The 17,709-nt window shown below is 73.9% G+C and carries 16 protein-coding genes; 12 read left to right on the top strand and 4 right to left on the bottom strand.

Annotated elements, in window-relative coordinates; genetic code table 11:
• Nucleotides 1-26: 26 nt before the first annotated feature.
• The gene (locus ACFWPI_RS20265) at nt 27-830 is read right to left on the bottom strand and encodes a PspA/IM30 family protein (RefSeq protein ID WP_079135541.1); all 804 of its coding nucleotides are present in this window, start codon (nt 828-830) and stop codon (nt 27-29) included.
• A gap of 299 nt (nt 831-1,129) precedes the next feature.
• On the opposite strand from ACFWPI_RS20265, the gene ACFWPI_RS20260 reads away from it, so the two are divergent.
• Both ACFWPI_RS20260 and ACFWPI_RS20255 read left to right on the top strand, forming a co-directional pair.
• Complete coding sequence (locus ACFWPI_RS20260; RefSeq protein WP_363372077.1) at nt 1,130-1,720, top strand: DUF3043 domain-containing protein; 591 nt, start codon at nt 1,130-1,132, stop codon at nt 1,718-1,720.
• Between the two features lie 158 nt (nt 1,721-1,878).
• Nucleotides 1,879-2,619: a class I SAM-dependent methyltransferase gene (locus ACFWPI_RS20255; RefSeq protein WP_107453016.1), complete on the top strand. Its 741-nt coding sequence runs from the start codon at nt 1,879-1,881 to the stop codon at nt 2,617-2,619.
• 17 nt (nt 2,620-2,636) lie between these two features.
• Here ACFWPI_RS20255 and ACFWPI_RS20250 read toward each other — a convergent pair whose 3' ends face one another.
• The gene (locus ACFWPI_RS20250; protein WP_350886321.1) at nt 2,637-2,837 is read right to left on the bottom strand and encodes a hypothetical protein; all 201 of its coding nucleotides are present in this window, start codon (nt 2,835-2,837) and stop codon (nt 2,637-2,639) included.
• A 117-nt stretch (nt 2,838-2,954) separates the two neighbouring features.
• Between ACFWPI_RS20250 and cobU the strand changes: the two genes are divergently transcribed.
• The 7 genes from cobU (at nt 2,955) to ACFWPI_RS20215 (ending at nt 11,740) form a co-directional block, all read left to right on the top strand.
• Nucleotides 2,955-3,527, top strand: a complete 573-nt coding sequence (gene cobU / locus ACFWPI_RS20245; protein ID WP_380374677.1) for a bifunctional adenosylcobinamide kinase/adenosylcobinamide-phosphate guanylyltransferase — start codon at nt 2,955-2,957, stop codon at nt 3,525-3,527.
• A gap of 28 nt (nt 3,528-3,555) precedes the next feature.
• On the top strand, nt 3,556-4,671 hold the full coding sequence (locus ACFWPI_RS20240; protein ID WP_380374675.1) for a nicotinate-nucleotide--dimethylbenzimidazole phosphoribosyltransferase: 1,116 nt from the start codon (nt 3,556-3,558) through the stop codon (nt 4,669-4,671).
• An 87-nt stretch (nt 4,672-4,758) separates the two neighbouring features.
• Nucleotides 4,759-5,538, top strand: a complete 780-nt coding sequence (locus ACFWPI_RS20235) for an adenosylcobinamide-GDP ribazoletransferase (protein ID WP_380374673.1) — start codon at nt 4,759-4,761, stop codon at nt 5,536-5,538.
• A 260-nt stretch (nt 5,539-5,798) separates the two neighbouring features.
• Nucleotides 5,799-7,304: a leucyl aminopeptidase gene (locus ACFWPI_RS20230; protein WP_380374672.1), complete on the top strand. Its 1,506-nt coding sequence runs from the start codon at nt 5,799-5,801 to the stop codon at nt 7,302-7,304.
• A 466-nt stretch (nt 7,305-7,770) separates the two neighbouring features.
• Nucleotides 7,771-9,159 (top strand): dihydrolipoyl dehydrogenase, encoded by a 1,389-nt coding sequence (gene lpdA / locus ACFWPI_RS20225; RefSeq protein WP_363372086.1) that lies wholly within the window; start codon nt 7,771-7,773, stop codon nt 9,157-9,159.
• Between the two features lie 56 nt (nt 9,160-9,215).
• Nucleotides 9,216-11,009 carry a 2-oxoglutarate dehydrogenase, E2 component, dihydrolipoamide succinyltransferase gene (sucB, locus tag ACFWPI_RS20220; RefSeq protein WP_380374670.1) on the top strand — a complete coding sequence of 598 codons (1,794 nt, stop codon included), beginning with the start codon at nt 9,216-9,218 and terminating at the stop codon, nt 11,007-11,009.
• A 215-nt stretch (nt 11,010-11,224) separates the two neighbouring features.
• Nucleotides 11,225-11,740: a DUF4240 domain-containing protein gene (locus tag ACFWPI_RS20215; RefSeq protein WP_350885237.1), complete on the top strand. Its 516-nt coding sequence runs from the start codon at nt 11,225-11,227 to the stop codon at nt 11,738-11,740.
• A gap of 71 nt (nt 11,741-11,811) precedes the next feature.
• Here ACFWPI_RS20215 and ACFWPI_RS20210 read toward each other — a convergent pair whose 3' ends face one another.
• Together ACFWPI_RS20210 and ACFWPI_RS20205 are read right to left on the bottom strand one after the other, a co-directional pair.
• The gene (locus ACFWPI_RS20210) at nt 11,812-12,885 is read right to left on the bottom strand and encodes a DUF2510 domain-containing protein (protein ID WP_380374668.1); all 1,074 of its coding nucleotides are present in this window, start codon (nt 12,883-12,885) and stop codon (nt 11,812-11,814) included.
• 119 nt (nt 12,886-13,004) lie between these two features.
• Nucleotides 13,005-13,511, bottom strand: coding sequence for a GNAT family N-acetyltransferase (locus tag ACFWPI_RS20205; RefSeq protein ID WP_380374666.1), 507 nt, complete (start codon nt 13,509-13,511; stop codon nt 13,005-13,007).
• Between the two features lie 55 nt (nt 13,512-13,566).
• Between ACFWPI_RS20205 and ACFWPI_RS20200 the strand changes: the two genes are divergently transcribed.
• From ACFWPI_RS20200 to ACFWPI_RS20190, 3 genes are all read left to right on the top strand, one after another.
• Complete coding sequence (locus tag ACFWPI_RS20200; protein ID WP_363372099.1) at nt 13,567-14,472, top strand: TIGR01777 family oxidoreductase; 906 nt, start codon at nt 13,567-13,569, stop codon at nt 14,470-14,472.
• 460 nt (nt 14,473-14,932) lie between these two features.
• Nucleotides 14,933-16,264 carry an NAD(P)/FAD-dependent oxidoreductase gene (locus ACFWPI_RS20195; RefSeq protein WP_380374665.1) on the top strand — a complete coding sequence of 444 codons (1,332 nt, stop codon included), beginning with the start codon at nt 14,933-14,935 and terminating at the stop codon, nt 16,262-16,264.
• A 183-nt stretch (nt 16,265-16,447) separates the two neighbouring features.
• Nucleotides 16,448-17,671 (top strand): cation:proton antiporter, encoded by a 1,224-nt coding sequence (locus tag ACFWPI_RS20190; RefSeq protein WP_063347315.1) that lies wholly within the window; start codon nt 16,448-16,450, stop codon nt 17,669-17,671.
• Nucleotides 17,672-17,709: the final 38 nt, after the last annotated feature.

Below are 17,709 nucleotides of genomic sequence, written 5' to 3'. Positions count from 1 at the left end.
CCCTGGTTCGTGGGATGGAGCTCAGATCACTTGTTGTAGTTGATGCGCGGGGTGTCCTGCTGGGGGTGGGCCTGCGGCTGCTGCGGCTTGCCCTGCTCGATCGCGGCCGGACCGGAGGACGGGCCCCCCAGCTCGGCCTTCATCCGGGCCAGCTCCAGCTCGACGTCGGTGCCGCCGGCCACTCGCTCCAGCTCGGCCTCGATGTCGTCCTTGCGGCCGAGACCGCTCGCGTCATCGAGCGCACCGGACGCCAGCAGCTCGTCGATCGCACCGGCCCGGGCCTGCATCTGGGCCGTCTTGTCCTCGGCCCGCTGAATGGCCAGGCCGACGTCGCCCATCTCCTCCGAGATCCCGGAGAAGGACTCGGCGATGCGGGTCTGCGCCTGAGCGGCGGTGTACGTGGCCTTGATGGTCTCCTTCTTGGTGCGGAAGGCGTCCACCTTGGCCTGCAGCCGCTGGGAGGCGAGCGTGAGCTTCTCCTCCTCGCCCTGGAGGGCCTGGTACTGCGTCTCCAGGTCGGTGATCTGGGACTGCATGTTGGCCCGGCGGGTCAGCGCCTCGCGCGCGAGGTCCTCACGGCCCAGGGACAGCGCCTTGCGGCCCTGGTCCTCGTACTTCGCCGACTGCTGCTGGAGCTGGGTCAGCTGGAGTTCCAGGCGCTTGCGCGAGGTCGCGACGTCCGCGACGCCACGCCGTACCTTCTGCAGCAGTTCGAGCTGCTTCTGGTAGGAGTAGTCGAGCGTCTCTCGGGGATCCTCCGCCCGATCCAAGGCCTTGTTCGCCTTGGAGCGGAAGATCAACCCCATACGCTTCATGATTCCGTCGCTCATGGGCCTCGGGTGCCCCCTTCTCCGGCCTGCGGTCTCTATCTCGATACCAGACACGACGAGTGTATGTGCAGCGAGCCCGTCGCCGCAGTGCACCTGCCTGCTACAAGACTGCTACAGCGACCAGCGGAGTTCCTCCTCCCCCGGGTGGATCCGCCTCTCATCCCCTCCATAGTCCATCCGATTGATCCCCTACGGGAAGGGGCCGGGAAACCCCGGCGGGCGGCCGACCTCGCGGATCGATACGCGTTTGGGTCCGAGGGGACCCCGAGAAGCCGCCCGGCACCCCGTACGCTGGTGGTGTGTTCCGACGCCGTTCAGATGATGCAGCCGCCTCCGCCACCGTGCTGGAGAAGCCGGACGAGACCCGCCACCCCCAGGCCAAGAAGGGTCGGCCAACGCCCAAGCGCAGTGAGGCCGAGGCCCACCGGCGTACCCGGGTGACGGTGCCCAAGGACCGCAAGGAGGCCGCCCGCCAGGCCCGCGAGCGGATGCGCTCCGAGCGCGAGAAGCAGCGCACCGCGCTGATGGAGGGCGACGAGCGCCACCTGCCGGCCCGTGACAAGGGCCCGGTGCGCAAGTTCGCCCGTGACTACGTGGACGCCCGCTGGTCGCTCGCCGAGTTCTTCCTGCCCGCCGCCGTGGTCATCCTGGTGCTGAGCATCATCAAGGTGCCCGCCATCCAGCTGCTGTCCACGCTGCTGTTCCTGCTGTTCTTCGTGCTGGTGATCCTGGACTTCGTCCGCCTCGGCTTCGGTCTGCGCAAGCAGTTCGCCGAGCGCTTCGCCGGCCAGAACACCCGCGGCGCGGTCGCCTACGGCCTGATGCGCATCCTGCAGATGCGCCGGCTGCGACTGCCCAAGCCGCAGGTGCGGCGCGGGGAGAAGCCCTGACCGCCGAACCGGTGGACTCCGGCTGGGCCCCGCCTTCCTGGGAGGGGCCCGGCCTGTACGCGTTGCCGGGGCAGGGGGACGGCGGCCACGACCGGATCGGCCAGGAGCGCCGGCTGCCCTCGCGCAGCGGCTCCTTCGCCGGCGGTACCGGCGCCTGGCTGGACCGGCTCGGCGGACTGCGCAACTTCGTCCGCCAGGAGCTGGTCTCCCGGCAGCTCGCCGAGCAACTGGCCGGCCGCACCGCGCAGCGCGTCCTCGACATCGGCTGCGGCCAGGGCACCCAGGCGCTGCGCCTGGCCCGGGCCGGCCACTACGTCACCGGCATCGACTCCGACCCGGTCGCGCTCGGCGTCGCCCAGGGGGCGCTCGCCGAGGAACCGCCGGAGGTCGCCGGCCGGCTGCAACTGCTCAGCGGCGACGCCCACCAGTGCGGGCGCTGGTTCGGCCCGCGCAGCTTCGACGTGGTGCTCTGCCACGGCGTCCTGATGTACCTGCCCGCCCCCGACCCGATGATCGCCTCGCTGGCCCGGCTGCTGGCCCCGGGAGGGCTGCTCTCGCTGCTGGTCCGCAACCGCGACGCGCTCGCCCTGCGGCCCGCCGCCGCCGGGGACTGGCGGGCCGCCCTGCACGCCTTCGAGAGCGACCGGTACTACAACCGGCTCGGGCTGGCGGCCCGCGCCGACCGCCTCGCCGACCTCACCGTCACCCTCTCCGAGGTGTCGGTGCCGCTGAAGCACTGGTACGGCGTACGGGTCTTCACCGACAACGCGCCCGACGACGCGGCCCCGCCGGTGGACGGGCGGCAGCTGGCCCAGCTGCTGGAGGCCGAGGACCGGGCCGGCCGCACCGACCCGTACCGGCAGGTCGCCGCGCTGCTGCACGTGGTCGGGGCCAAGTAGCGGCCCCGCGACGGCGGTTACGCCTCGTGCAGGCTCATCGAGTAGATCACCCGGTCGTCGTCCAGCAGGACCGCCGTGTCGATGCCGTCCTCGGCGAGCTGCTTCCAGGACTCCCCGATCCAGGTCTCGGCGTCCCCCTGGCCCGCGAACTCCTCCTGCGCGCCCTCCGGCACCACCGCGGTGCCGTCCGCCTTCTCGTACCGCCACGTCCAGACCATGCCCGGCTCCTCCCACCGACGACGCTGCCTGCGTGCTGCGCACCTTAGCCTGCCCGGCCCGATCTTCCGTATGCCTGGCCGGACGCTCCGGATGCCCGGTCGGGCAGGATGGGCGGCATGGCGATCCACCACCCGCTCCCCCGCACACTGCTGCTCGGCGGCGCCCGCTCCGGCAAGTCCACCCGGGCCGAGCAGCTGCTCGCCGACCACCCGGACGTCCTGTACGTGGCCACCGGCGGCACCCGGGACGGCGACGCCGAGTGGGCCCAGCGGGTCGCGCTGCACCGCGAGCGGCGGCCGGCGAGCTGGCGCACCGCCGAGACCTGCGACCTGGAGGCCGTGCTGGCCGACCGGACCGACCCTGCGCCGGTGCTGGTCGACTGCCTGGCGCTGTGGCTGACCGCCGTGATGGACGAGTGCGGCGCCTGGGACGACGCGGTCTGGGCGGCGGGTGGGGAGGCCGCCGTCCAGCGGCGCTGCGAGGCCCTGGCGCGGGCCTGGGCGGCCACCGGGCGCACGGCCGTCGCGGTCAGCAACGAGGTCGGGATGGGCGTCGTCCCGGCGACCGCCGCAGGCCGGCGCTTCCGCGACACCCTGGGCCGGCTGAACATGGCCGTGGCGGACGCCTCCGAGCGTGTGCTGCTGGTCGTGGCCGGGCAGGTTCTGACCGTCAAGCCAGCCGCCGCCTGAACATCTGCGGCGTGTAGCCTTCCGGACGATGGACACGACCGTGGATCTCGATACGTTCTCCTCGCTCGTCGAGCGCCCCGACGAGAGCGCCCGACGGGCCGCCGAGGAACGCTGGCAGGAGGCCGGCCGGCCGCGCGGCGGGCTCGGCAAGCTGGAGGAACTGGGCAGCTGGCTGTCGTCCGTACAGGGGCGATCCCCCGTGCGGCCGGTGTCGGCCCCCAAGGTGCTGCTGTTCGCCGCCGACCACGGCGTGGCCGCGCTCGGGGTGTCCCGGCTGCCCGCCAAGGGCGGCACCGCCGCGCGGGTGCGCGCCGTCCTGGACGGCACCGCGCCGGTCACCCGGCTGGCCCGGCGCTACGGCGCCGAGGTGCGGGTCGTCGACGTCGCGGTGGACGCCGACCCCGCCGACTTCCCGGACGACGTGGTCACCCACCGGATCCGGCGCGGCTCCGGCCGGATCGACGTCGAGGACGCGCTCACCCCCGCGGAGACCGCGCGGGCCTTCCGGGCCGGCATGGCCGTCGCCGACGAGGAGGCCGACGCCGGCACCGACCTGGTGCTGCTCGGCGACCTCGGCGTCGGCGCCACCACCGTCGCCGCCGTCCTGGTCGGCGCGCTGTGCGGAACGGACGCGGCCGCCGTCACCGGGCGCGGCTCGGGCGTCGACGACCGGGTCTGGATGGTCAAGTGCGCCACCATCCGCGACTCCCTGCGGCGGGCCCGGCCCGTCCTGGGCGACCAGCTGGCGCTGCTCGGCGCCACCGGCGGGGCCGACTTCGCGGCGATCACCGGCTTCCTGCTCCAGGCCGCGGTGCGACGGCTCCCGGTGGTGCTGGACGGCGTCGTCTCGGCGGCCTGCGCGCTGGTCGCGCAGCGGATCGCCTTCCGGGCGCCGGAGTGGTGGCGGGCCGGGCAGTCCAGCGGCGAGCCCGCCCAGGCCAAGGCCTACGACCGGCTCACCCTGACGCCGCTGCAGGACCAGGGGATCACCATGGGCGAGGGCCTCGGCGCGCTGCTGGCCCTGCCGCTGCTCCAGGCCGCGGGCGACGCGCTCGCGGACGAGGCCCCGCGGCCGTTCGTGCCGTCGGCGCCGAAGGAGCAGCCGAAGCTGCCCTCGGCGGCGGACCTGCTGCGGCGGATGTAGCAACCCGCGGCAACCTGTGGCACCAGGATCATGGGCGCCCCGTCCGGCACATCGGACGGGGCGCTTCCGTTCGGAGGGAAACACGTCGTGCAGGGCGCCAGTTGGGCCGAGGGGCTCCGGTTCGGGTTCGGGACGCTGTCCGTGCTGCGGGTGCGGGTGGAGCGGTGGGACCGGGCCGCGGCGGCGCGGGCGATGACGGCGGCCCCGGTGGTGGGGCTGGTGCTCGGCGCGGTGGCCGCCGGGGCGGGGTCACTGGTGGCCTGGCGGGCCGGCGGGCTGCTCGGGGCGGTGGCGGCGGTGGGGGTGCTGGCCGCGCTCACCCGGGGGCTGCACCTGGACGGTCTGGCGGACGTGGCCGACGGCCTGGGCAGCGGGAAGCCGGCCGAGGACGCGCTGCGCATCATGAAGCAGTCCGACATCGGCCCGTTCGGCGTCCTGACCCTCCTTCTCGTGCTGCTGGCCCAGATCGCGGCGCTGGCCGGACAGTTCGCCGAGTCGACCGCACGCGGCGCGCTCGCGGTGCTGGCGTCGGCGGTGACCGCGCGGTGCGCGCTCGCCTGGGGCTGCCTGCGGTCGGTGCCGGCCGCCCGGCCGGGCGGCCTGGGCGCGATGGTGGCGGGCACCGTGGCACCCGCCGGAGCGGTCGCGGGGACGGCCGCCGCGGCGCTCGCCCTGGCCGCCCTCGGACTGTTTGACGGATCGTCAACCCTTCGTCTCCCCACGGCCGTTGTGCTCGGCGTCGGCTGCGCCCAGCTGCTGCTCCGGCGCTGCGTACGGCGGTTCGGCGGAATCACCGGGGACGTGCTCGGCGCGATGGCGGAAACCGCCGCGACCGCTTCGCTGTTCGCCCTGGCGTTGCTCGGCTGACACCGGGCGGCGCGTGATCCCACCATGCGGACTACCATGCGGGGAGCACCGCAGCCCTGCACCGTCGCAGGTCCTGCCCGCCCGGCCTGACCCGAGGAGCCGGGGCCTCTGGTGTGCGTGGCCGCGACCTGCGCGGGTGCGCGCGCCAGGGGGCCCGGACCCGGGGCGTGCCGGGCGGTCCGGCCTGCGACGGCGGGTTGCGCCGGTGCGGCAGCCTCGCCGCAACCGGCCGTGGACCGCGAAAGAACAGGACGCATTACGTGACTGCATTGTCTGTGAGCACCTCCTCCGCCGCCTCGCTGCGCGCGGACGCCCTGGTGGTCGGTGTCGCCAAGGGCCCCAAGGGCATCGTGCTGGCCCCCGGCTCCGAGGCCGTGAACGAGGCGTTCGAGGGCAAGCTGACCGAGGTCCTCAGCACCCTGGGCGCGACCGGCGCCGAGGGCGAGGCCGTCAAGGTGCCCTCCCCCGCCGGCCTGAAGGCCGCGCTCGTGCTCGCGGTCGGCCTCGGCGAGGCCGCCGAGACCGGCTACCAGCTGGAGGCGCTGCGCCGCGCCGCTGGTGTCGCCGCCCGCACCCTGGCCGGCGCCAAGAAGGCCGCGCTGGCCCTGCCGGCCGAGTCCGCGGACGAGGTCGAGGCCGTCGCGCTGGGCGGCCTGCTCGGCTCGTACGCCTTCGGCACCTACAAGGCCGACGGCAGCGGCAAGGAGCCGGTCGGCGAGCTGGTCGTGCTGGCCCCCCGCAAGGGCAGCAAGGACTCCAAGGCGGCCGTGGAGCGCGCCGCCGCGGTCGGCGAGGAGATGAACCGGGCCCGTGACCTGGTCAACACCGCGCCGAACGACCTGAACCCGAAGAGCTTCGCCGCGATCGCCCAGGCGGCCGGCAAGGAGCACGGCCTCAAGGTCGAGGTGCTCGACGAGAAGGCGCTGCTCAAGGGCGGCTTCGGCGGCCTGCTGGGCGTCGGCAACGGCTCGGCCAACCCGCCGCGGCTGGTGAAGGTGGCCTACACCCACCCGAAGGCGAAGGCCACGCTGGCCTTCATCGGCAAGGGCATCACCTACGACTCGGGCGGCATCTCGCTGAAGCCGGCCGGCCACAACGAGACCATGAAGTGCGACATGGCCGGCGCCGCCGCCGTGTTCGCCGCCGTGGTGGCCGCCAAGCGCCTGGGCCTGGCCGTCAACGTGACCGGCTGGCTGGCGCTGGCCGAGAACATGCCGTCCGGCTCCGCCACCCGCCCCGGCGACGTGCTGCGCATGTACGGCGGCAAGACCGTCGAGGTGCTGAACACCGACGCCGAGGGCCGTCTGGTGCTGGCCGACGCGATCGTGCGCGCCGGCGAGGAGAACCCGGACGTCATCGTCGACGTGGCGACCCTGACCGGCGCCATGGTGCTGGCCCTGGGCAACCGCACCTTCGGCGTGATGTCCAACAACGACGAGCTGCGCGCGACCCTGCACACCGTCTCGGGCGAGGTCGGCGAGCAGTCCTGGCCGATGCCGCTGCCGGCCGAGCTGCGCAAGGGCATGACCGAGTCGACCATCGCCGACCTGGCGAACATGGGCGAGCGGATGGGCGGCGGCCTGGTGGCCGGCCTGTTCCTGAAGGAGTTCGTGGCCGAGGGCATCGACTGGGCGCACCTGGACATCGCCGGCCCGGCGTTCCACGAGAGCGCTCCGTTCGGCTACACCCCGAAGGGCGGCACCGCGAGCGCGGTGCGCACCCTGGTCCGGTTCGCCGAGCAGACCGCGGCGGGCGGCAAGGCCTGATCAGGCACCCGAGTCGACGGGGGTCCGGCGCGCGTGCGCCGGGCCCCCGTCGGCGTTCGCGCGTGGGTCAGCCGTGGGTCCGCCGTGGGTCCGCTGTCGGCCCGTCGTGGGTCCGTCACGTTCCGGCGCCGGTTACCTGCGAGTAGGGCGGGACCCCGACCCGCACCTCTGTTCGCTGCGGGCGAAACTTTGTTCCACCCTGCGGAAGACGCGGCGCCGCAGGGCCGCCCCGACGCCCGTCCGGCGGCTGTCAACCCCGCGTTGAGCTGCAATGATGCCCTTCCGTCGGGGGTATTCCCGCCCCGGTGACCGCTCTGTGGGACACCCCTGGGGTGGACCCGGACATCAGCCACCGCGAACAAGTGCGAAGATGTATTTCCGGCACGACTGGGCGCCTCACAAAGGCTTCCGACCCACCGGACCGCGACCGGCCCGGCGACCCACCCCATTGCATGGAGGACGTGACGTGGCGAACGACGCCAGCACCGTTTTCGACGTAGTCATTCTCGGAGGCGGAAGCGGCGGTTACGCCGCGGCGCTCCGCGCCGCTCAGCTGGGCCTGAGCGTCGCCCTGGTCGAGAAGGGGGAGCTGGGTGGCACCTGCCTGCACCGCGGCTGCATCCCGACCAAGGCTCTGCTGCACGCCGCCGAGATCGCGGACGAGACGAAGGAGGCCGCCGAGTTCGGCGTTCTGGCCACCTTCCAGGGCATCGACATCAACGGCGTCCACAAGTACAAGGACGACGTCGTCGCCGGCCTGTACAAGGGCCTCCAGGGCCTGGTCGCCTCCCGCAAGGTCACCTTCATCCAGGGCGCGGGCAAGCTCTCCTCGCAGACCTCGGTGGACGTCAACGGCCAGCGCATCGAGGGCCGCCACATCGTCCTGGCCACCGGCTCCGTGCCGCGCTCGATCCCGGGCCTGGAGATCGACGGCAACCGCGTGATCTCCTCGGACCACGCGCTCAAGCTCGACCGCATCCCGAAGTCGGCCGTCATCCTCGGCGGCGGCGTGATCGGCGTCGAGTTCGCCTCCGTCTGGAAGTCCTTCGGCGTCGAGGTCACCATCGTCGAGGCGCTGCCGCACCTCGTCCCGCTGGAGGACGAGAACTCCTCCAAGCTGCTGGAGCGCGCGTTCCGCAAGCGCGGCATCAAGTTCGAGCTGAAGGCCCGCTTCTCGGGCGTCGAGTACACCGAGGCCGGTGTCCGCGTCTCCACCGAGAACGGCAAGCAGATCGACGCCGACCTGCTGCTCGTCGCCATCGGCCGCGGCCCGGTCTCGTCCGGCCTCGGCTACGAGGAGAACGGCGTCGCGATGGACCGCGGCTACGTCCTGGTCGACGAGTACATGCGCACCAACGTGCCCACCATCTCGGCCGTCGGCGACCTCGCCCCGACCCTGCAGCTGGCCCACGTCGGCTTCGCCGAGGGCATCCTGGTCGCCGAGCGCCTGGCCGGCCTCAAGCCGGTGCCGATCGACTACGACGGCGTCCCGCGCGTGACCTACTCCAACCCCGAGGTGGCCTCCGTCGGCATCTCCGAGGCCAAGGCCGTCGAGCTGTACGGCAAGGAGAAGGTCGTCACCCTCAAGTACAACCTGGCCGGCAACGGCAAGAGCAAGATCCTGAAGACCGCCGGCGAGATCAAGCTCGTCCAGGTCAAGGACGGCGCCGTGGTCGGCGTCCACATGGTCGGCGCCCGCATGGGCGAGCAGGTCGGCGAAGCTCAGCTGATCTACAACTGGGAGGCCCTGCCGGCCGAGGTCGCGCAGCTCATCCACGCGCACCCGACCCAGTCCGAGGCCCTGGGCGAGGCGCACCTGGCGCTGGCCGGCAAGCCGCTGCACGCGCACGACTGATCACGCCACCACCCCCCATTTCCAGTACGCAAGACTTGATAGGAGTCGCTGAAACCATGGCGGTCTCAGTAACACTGCCCGCGCTGGGCGAGAGCGTTTCCGAGGGCACCGTCACCCGTTGGCTGAAGGCCGAGGGTGAGCGTGTCGAGGTCGACGAGCCGCTGCTCGAGGTGTCGACCGACAAGGTCGACACCGAGATCCCGTCGCCGGCCTCCGGCATCCTGGCCTCGATCAAGGTCGGCGAGGACGAGACCGTCGACGTCGGCGCCGAGCTGGCGATCATCGACGACGGCTCCGGTGCCCCGGTCGCCGCTGCGGCCCCGGTCGCCGAGGCCGCGCCCGTCGCCGCCCCGGCCCCGGTCGTGGAGGCGCCCGCCGCCCCCGCCCCGGTCGCCGCTGCCGCCCCGGCGGCTCCGGCTGCCGCTCCGGCCGCCGACGCCACCCCCGTCCTGCTGCCCGCACTGGGCGAGTCGGTCACCGAGGGCACCGTCACCCGCTGGCTGAAGGCCGAGGGTGAGACGGTCGAGGTCGACGAGCCGCTGCTCGAGGTCTCCACCGACAAGGTCGACACCGAGATCCCGTCACCGATCGCCGGTGTCGTGGTGAAGATCCTGGTCGGCGAGGACGAGACCGCCGAGGTCGGCGCCCAGCTCGCGCTGATCGGTGCCGCGGGTGCCGTCGCCGCCGCTCCGGCCCCGGTGGCCGCTCCGGCCCCGGTGGCCGCTCCGGCTCCGGTCGCCGCTCCGGCCCCGGTTGCCCCGGCCCCCGTCGCTCCGGCCGCCCCGGTCGCTCCGGCTGCTCCGGCTCCGGTTGCCCCGGCTCCGGTCGCCGCCGCCCCGGCCCCGGTGGCCCCGGCCGCGCCCGCTCCGGTCGCCGCCCCGGCTCCCGTCGCCCCGGCCGCGCCGGCTGCCCCGGTGGCCGACGCCGGTGACGCCTACGTCACCCCGCTGGTGCGCAAGCTCGCCGCCGAGCACGGTGTCGAGCTGTCCTCCGTCGCCGGTACCGGCGTCGGCGGCCGCATCCGCAAGCAGGACGTCGTCGCCGCCGCGGAGGCCGCCAAGGCCGCCCCGGCCCCGGTCGCCGCCGCCGCTCCGGCCGCTGCGCCGAAGGCCGCCGCCGCACCGTCCGCCCTGCGCGGCCAGACGGTCAAGATGACCCGCATGCGCAAGGTCATCGGCGACAACATGCTGAAGGCCCTGCACGAGCAGGCCCAGCTGACCAGCGTGGTCGAGGTGGACGTCACCAAGATCATGTCGCTGCGCGGCAAGGCCAAGGAGGGCTTCCTCGCCCGCGAGGGCGTCAAGCTGTCCCCGATGCCGTTCTTCGTCAAGGCCGCCGCCCAGGCGCTGAAGACCCACGCGGTCGTCAACGCCCGGATCAACGAGGCCGAGGGCACCATCACCTACTTCGACACCGAGAACATCGGTATCGCGGTGGACTCCGAGAAGGGTCTGATGACCCCGGTCATCAAGGGTGCGGGCGACCTCAACATCGCCGGCATCTCGAAGAAGACCGCCGAGCTGGCCACCAAGGTCCGCGACAGCAAGATCACCCCGGACGAGCTGTCCGGCGCCACCTTCACCATCAGCAACACCGGCTCGCGCGGTGCGCTGTTCGACACCGTGATCGTGCCGCCGAACCAGGTCGCCATCCTGGGCATCGGCGCCACCGTCAAGCGCCCGGTGGTCATCGAGGCCGACGGCGGCACCGCCATCGGCATCCGCGACATGACCTACCTGTCGCTCTCCTACGACCACCGCCTGGTGGACGGCGCCGACGCCGCCCGCTACCTGGTCGCGGTCAAGGAGATCCTGGAGGCCGGCGAGTTCGAGGTCGAGCTCGGCCTGTAAGGCACCACTGCCGGTCCGCGGTTTCGGCTGCACGGAGCCCCGCGTCGTCCCTGGACGGCGCGGGGCTCCGCCGTTGCCGGGGTCCGCCTGCCGTCCGCCTGCTCCTGGCCGCGCCTGGTCGTCTCCGACCCGCGCCCGGCTGCGTCGAACATCACCAGCGTTTCGCCGGGCCATGGCATGCGCGGGGGCTGGCGAACGGGGATGCTGGAGCGGTGATGGACGAGACCGACTTCTGGCAGATGATCGACGAGACCCGGGAGGACGCCGACGGCGATCCGGACGAGCAGGCCGACCGGCTGGTGGAACGGCTGGTCCAACTGACCCCGGACGACGTCATCGACTTCGCCCGGCTGTTCGAGGCCCGGTTCCAGCGGGCCTACCGCCACGACCTCTGGGGCGCCGCCTACCTGCTGCTGGACGGCGCCTCCGACGACACCTTCGACTACTTCCGCTGCTGGCTGATCGGCCAGGGCCGGGACGTCTTCGAGGGCGCTCTGTTCGAGCCGGACGACCTGGCGGACCTGCTGCCCGAGTTCGACGAGGAGGAGGACGGCGAGGCCGAGGACCTCGGCTACGCCGCCGACGAGGCGTACGAGCAGCTGACCGGGCTGCCGCTGCCCGAGGTGGGCGGGCGACAGTCCGGCCGACCGGCCGGGGCCGCGCTGGACTTCGACGACCCGGACGTCATGGCGAAACGGTTTCCCAAGCTCTGGGAGCGCTACGGGGATTAGGGCAGGCCACAGGTTCTGTCCGGCCGAACGGCGCGTCAGACACGCCCACGGCGTGAGCGGCGCCGGACGCGTCAGGCGGTGCTGCCGCCGCCGGACGTACCGTCCTGCTTGACGCCCTTGAGGATCTGGTCCAGCACGGACGCGTCCGGCGCGCTCGGGGTGTCGTCCACCCCGCCCTCGAACACCACGAAGCCGCCGCCCTTGGCCGGGACGGCGGCCAGCAGGACGTAGCCCTGGGTACCGTCCGCGGTGCGGATGTGCCAGCGCACGGCGTAGCCGGACACGCCCGCGACGGTCGTGTAGCCGGAGCCGGAGTCGGTGTGCGAGCTGATCCCGGTGAAGATCTGGCCGGCGTACGCCGGCATGGTGGCCTCGGCGGCCGTCTTGGCGGTGACGCCCTGGACGGTGTCGGTCTCGACCGAGAACTGGCCGCGGATGCAGGAGTTGCCGTCCGGGCAGGTGTAGCGGCCGGTGCCCAGGTAGACCGTGGAGTGCGGGGAGTTGGGCGCCACGTCCCAGCCGTCGAGCACCGGGACGGTGATCGCGTGCTGGGCGTCCGGGACGGTGCTCCTGACGGTCGGCGCCGGTTTGGGCGCGGGCGTCGGGGCGGGCGTGCCCGCCGTGGGGCTCGGGGCGGGGCCGGCGCCCCGGGTGATGGTGACCGTCGGGTTCGGGGTCGGGTCGGCCTGCGGGGAGCCGCCGCCGCTGAGCACGATCCCGGCGACGATCCCGCCCACGGCCAGGACGGCGACCGCGATGCCGACGACCAGGCCGGGCCTCATCCGGCCGGGCCCCGGCTGCTGCGGCGGGTAGCCCGGCGCCGGGTAGCCGTAGCCCGCACCCTGGGCGGGGTAGCCGTCCTGGGCCGGGTAGTAGCCGTCCTGGCCCGGGTAGCCGTAGCCCGGGGCGGGGGCGCTGCCCGGGTAGCCGTGGCCGGGGGCGTCCTGCGGGCCGCCGTAGCCGTACCCGGGCTGCCGGCCGGGGGGCTGCCAGCCCTGGGTGGGGGCGTCGGCGAGTTGGCCGGCGCCGCCTTGGAGCGGGCGCACCTCGCTGGTCCAGGCGTTGCCGTCCCACCAGCGCTCGTGACCGGGGGTGCCGTCCGCACCGGGGACCGGGTACCACCCGGGGGGCGTCGAGTTGCTCACGGCCGTACGGTACCCGGCGGGGTGCTGGTCCAGACAGAGCGGATCGGTCACGACTCTGCACCGCCCGCCATGCCTGACGTGCCGTCAGTTTCGGTGGGCGGAAAGGCCGGTCGGGCTTGTCAGTGCGCCAGGCTGCGGGCCATCAGGACGTCGTCCACGTACGACCCGTCGATCAGGAACTCCTCCGCGAGCGAGCCCTCGACGACGAAGCCGCAGCCCTCGTAGAGGCGGCGGGCCGGGGCGTTCCAGCCGAGCACCCGCAGGGTCATCCTGCGCGCGCCCGCGGCCCGGGCGGCCTCGCACGCCGCCTCGACCAGGCGCCGGCCGACACCCCGGCCGCGGGCCGTGCCGTCGACGACCAGGCCCTGGATCTGCCGGACGTGCCGGTTGCTGGCCAGCGGGGTCGGCGGGACCTGGCGGACATAGCCGACCACCCGGCCGTCAAGGAGGGCGAGCAGGTACTGCTCCGGGGTGTGCCGTTCGTCGAAGACGCCGTCCCCCTCGGGCGGCTGCGGGGAGACGTCGGCCAGCGGGGACCAGGCGGCACGGTTGAGAACGGCGAGTTCGACCTCGTCCTCGGGCTGAGCTGGGCGGATGATCAGATCGTCCTCGTGCATGCGCGTCATGCTAGTGAGGCGCATGCCGACATGACAGGGCTTTGGGAACTGGGAGGATGGACGCATGCGCATCGCTGTCACAGGCTCCACGGGATTGATCGGCTCGGCTCTCGTCCGCTCCCTGCTGGCGGACGGCCACGAGGTGGTCCGGCTGGTCCGGCGCCGCTCCAGGACGGGCCCGCAGCCCGACGGCAGCACGGCCATCGGCTGGAACCCGCTGCTCGGCCAGGTCGAGCAGGACGGGCTGGCCGGGGTCGAGGCGGTCGTGCACCTGGCCGGCGCCGGGGTCGGCGACCACCGCTGGACGGACGCCTACAAGCGGGAGATCCGGGAGAGCCGGGCACTCGGCACCGAGACGCTGGCCGTCGCACTGGCCGCGCTCAAGGAGCCGCCCCGGGTGCTGGTCAGCGCCTCCGCCGTCGGCTGGTACGGGCAGACCGGCGACCGGGTGATCGACGAGGACTCCCCCGCCGGCGACGACTTCCTGGCCGAGGTCTGCGTGGAGTGGGAGGCGGCCGCACGGCCGGCCGAGCTCGCCGGCATCCGGGTCGTCCACCCGCGCACCGGGATGGTGCTGTCCGCGGCCGGCGGGGCCGGCGCGCGGCTGTTCCCGCTGTTCAAGCTGGGGCTGGGCGGGCGGCTCGGCGACGGGCGGCAGTACTGGAGCTTCATCTCGCTGGCCGACCAGGTCGCCGCGCTGCGGTTCCTGATCGACCGGGACGACCTCTCCGGCGCCGTCAACCTCACCGCGCCCGATCCCGTCACCAACGCCGAGCTGACGGCGGCGCTCGGGCGGGTGCTCCGGCGGCCGACCCCGTTCCCGGTGCCGGAGGCGGTGCTCAAGGTGGTGCTCGGCGAGCTGGCGGTCGAGGTGGTCGGCAGCCACCGGGTGGTGCCGCGGCGGCTGCTGGACGCGGGCTTCCGCTTCGCGCACCCGGACGTGGACGCGGCGGTGCGCGCGGCGCTGTAAGTGGCGCCGTGCGTGGCGGTGGGGGCGACCGGTGGCGCGGAACCCTGCCGTCCGCCGCGGGTTTCCGGCACGGGCTGCACGGCGGGGCTCCGGTACGTCCCGCTGCGTACGGCGGCTACGGCATTCGCGCTGGCCAGGGGCATATGCCGGGCGGAGATCGGGTGGGGGTCGGGTGGGGGTCGGACGGGGCTCCGGGAGGGGGCGCATGGGAGCACACACCGGGCGCGTCGCACGCCCCCGGTGACCGTGCGCGCCCGCCAACCCCGGAACCCGGCCCCAACGGCGCACTGTCCGTGACCGCGCTCCCGCCCGGTGCCGCACGCCCCCTCTCGACCCTTGGATCGGGCCCGATGCGCTTGTCTGATGCTCACACTGACTGGGCATCACACCGTCGGACCGTGTCCCGGCACCCCGCTGCCTGCGTCGGCCGGAGCCCCGGGACCAGGGAGGGAGCACGCCAGTGCCCACATACGACTTCACCCGCCGCGCCCGCCGCCCGTCCGACCCTGACGTCATCGTCATCGGCGCCGGACTCGCCGGCCTGGCCGCCGCCCGCACGCTCACCGGCCGCGGCCTCACCGTGCAGATCCTTGAGGCCACGGACCGGATCGGCGGCCGGATGGCCACCCGCGAACTGGACGGATTCCGGCTCGACGACGGCAGCCACCTGCTGAACACCGCCTTCCCCGAACTCCGCCGCGTCCTCGACCTCGACCGCCTCGACCTGCGCCCGCTCGCCCCCGGAGTCCTCGTACACAGCGGCGGCCGCCGCTACCGCACCGGGGACCCGCAGCTCACCACCGCCCGGCAGGCCGCCACCCGCGCCCCACTTGGCAGCCCGCTGGACAAGGCCCGGCTCGGCAGCTGGCTCGGCCGGCTCGCCACCACCCCCGCCAGCCGGCTCAAGGCCCGCCCGGAGACCACCACCGCCCGCGCGCTGGCCGGCCACGGGCTCGCCCCGCGCACCCTCGACGGCTTCCTGCGGCCACTGCTCAGCGCGCTGCTCAGCGATCCCGCCCTCGGCACCAGCAGCCGGATCGCCGACCTGGTCCTGCGCTCCTACGCGCGCGGACGGCTCTGTCTGCCCGCCGGCGGGATCGCGGCCGTGCCGGCCCAGCTGGCCGCCACCCTGCCCGCCGGCACCGTACGCACCGGGGTGCAGGTCACCTCGATCACCGCCGACGGCGTGGAGACCGCCGCCCACGGGCGGATCGGCGCCCAGGCCGTCGTCCTCGCCACCGACGCCCGCTCCGCCGCCGAACTGCTGCCCGGGCTACGGCTGCCGGACTTCCACCCCGTCACGACCTTCTACCACGCGGCCGACCGCACCCCGCTGGGCGAGGCCGTCCTGCTGCTCGACGGCGACCGGCCCGGCGGGCAGCCGCCGCTGGTCTCGCACTCGCTGGTGCTCAGCGAACTGCACCCCTCCTACGCCCCCGCCGGACAGGCGCTGATCGCCACCACCGTGCTCGGGCGGCGCTCCTTCGACGCGGGCGGCCCGGCCGGACTGGAACCGGCGGTCCGGGCCCGGCTCGCCGAGCTGTACGGCGCCTCGACCACCGGCTGGCAGTTCCTGAACGTGCGGCACGTCCCGGACGCGCTGCCCGCGATGCCGCCGCCGCACAACCCCCGGCGCCCGGTGCGGGTGCTGGCCGGGCTGTACGTCGCCGGGGACCACCGGGACACCAGCACCGTGCAGGGCGCGCTGGTCTCCGGGCGGCGGGCCGCGCAGGCGGTGCTGCGCGACCTCGGCGTCCCGGCCAACGCCCGGGAGGCCGAGGCGGCGGCCTGAGCCCGTCGGGGTCGGCCCGGCGGGCTCCCGGCCCGGCTCCCGGCCCGGCTCCCGGCCCGGCGGGCTTTCGGTCTGGCTTCCGGGACACGCTGGCGGCCCGCCGGTGGGTGACGGACCGGCGGCATGCCAGGATGCCGACATGACCGCTCATCGGATGATTTACACCGTCCGGCCGGTTGCGCGGTGAGCGCCGCCGTCCAGCCGGTGGCCCTGATCCTGATCCCCGCCGCGGCCGTCGCCGCGCCGCTGCTCGCCGACCGCCTGCTGCGGTGGATCGCCGTCCCGACCGTCGTGTTCGAGATCCTGCTCGGCGTCCTGATCGGCCCCGACGTCCTGAACTGGGCACGCGTCGACGACCTGGTCAACGCGCTCTCCCAGTTCGGCCTGGCCATGCTGATGTTCCTGGCCGGGTACGAGATCGACTTCGCCAAGCTGCGCGGCGGCCCGCTGAAACGGGCGGGCACCGCGTGGCTGGTCTCGCTCGTGGTGGCGCTCGGCGTGGGCGCGCTGGTCAACCGGGACCCGCTGAACGGCGCCTTCGCCGGGCTCGCGCTCACCACCACCGCCCTCGGGACCATCCTGCCGATCCTCCGCGACTCCGGCGAACTGCCCACCCCCTTCGGCTCGTTGGTGATGGCCACCGGGGCGGTCGGCGAGTTCGGGCCGATCATCGCGATCGCCATCCTGCTCAGCGGCAACTCCCCGGTCCGGACGGCCGTCATCCTCGGCGCCTTCGCGGTGATCACCGCCGTCGCGGTCCTCGGCGCACGCCGCCCCCGGCCCGCCTGGGCCACCCGGCTCATCGAGCGCACCCTGCGCACCTCCGGGCAGTTCGCCGTCCGGGCGGTGATCCTGGTGCTCGCCGTCATGGTGGCCGCCGCGATCTGGCTCGACCTGGACATGCTGCTCGGCGCCTTCACCGCCGGGATCGTCTCCCGGTTGCTGCTCTCCGACATCCGCCGGGCCGAGGAGGAGGTGATCGAGGCCAAGCTGGAGAGCATCGGCTTCGGTTTCCTGGTGCCGGTGTTCTTCGTGGTCAGCGGGATGAACTTCGACCTGTCCGCCCTGCTGGACGACCCCGGCACGATACTGCTCGTCCCGGTGTTCCTGCTGCTGCTCCTGGCCGTGCGCGGACTGCCCGCCGGGCTGCTCGCCCCGGCCGGACTCGGCCGGCGGGACCGCACGGCGCTCGGGCTCTACGGCGCGACGGCGCTGCCGCTGGTCGTGGTGATCACCACCATCGAGGTGGACGACGGCCACCTGCCGTCCTCGACGGCGGCCGCGCTGGTCGGCGCCGGCATGCTCTCGGTGCTGGTGTTCCCGCTGGTGGCGCAGCGGGTGCGCGGCGGCGTCCGGCCGCCCTCGCCGGAGGCCGGGCAGCCGCGCGTCCGGGCCGAGAGCTGGTGACCCGCTTCGCTCCCGCCCGTCGCCGAGGTGCTCGGAGC

The sequence above is a fragment of the Kitasatospora sp. NPDC058492 genome (assembly GCF_042720685.1).
GTDB lineage: Bacteria > Actinomycetota > Actinomycetes > Streptomycetales > Streptomycetaceae > Kitasatospora.
Note: the sequence above shows the minus strand (reverse complement) of the source record. Positions and strands in the feature narration are given on the sequence as shown.

Excerpts from the sequence above, each read along its gene's own strand:
- ACFWPI_RS20265 (WP_079135541.1), bottom strand. The coding sequence starts at position 830 with ATGAGCGACGGAATCATGAAGCGTATGGGGTTGATCTTCCGCTCCAAG.
- ACFWPI_RS20250 (WP_350886321.1), bottom strand. The coding sequence starts at position 2,837 with ATGGTCTGGACGTGGCGGTACGAGAAGGCGGACGGCACCGCGGTGGTG.
- cobU (WP_380374677.1), top strand. The coding sequence starts at position 2,955 with ATGGCGATCCACCACCCGCTCCCCCGCACACTGCTGCTCGGCGGCGCC.
- ACFWPI_RS20240 (WP_380374675.1), top strand. The coding sequence starts at position 3,556 with ATGGACACGACCGTGGATCTCGATACGTTCTCCTCGCTCGTCGAGCGC.
- sucB (WP_380374670.1), top strand. The coding sequence starts at position 9,216 with ATGGCGGTCTCAGTAACACTGCCCGCGCTGGGCGAGAGCGTTTCCGAG.
- ACFWPI_RS20215 (WP_350885237.1), top strand. The coding sequence starts at position 11,225 with ATGGACGAGACCGACTTCTGGCAGATGATCGACGAGACCCGGGAGGAC.
- ACFWPI_RS20205 (WP_380374666.1), bottom strand. The coding sequence starts at position 13,511 with ATGACGCGCATGCACGAGGACGATCTGATCATCCGCCCAGCTCAGCCC.
- ACFWPI_RS20200 (WP_363372099.1), top strand. The coding sequence starts at position 13,567 with ATGCGCATCGCTGTCACAGGCTCCACGGGATTGATCGGCTCGGCTCTC.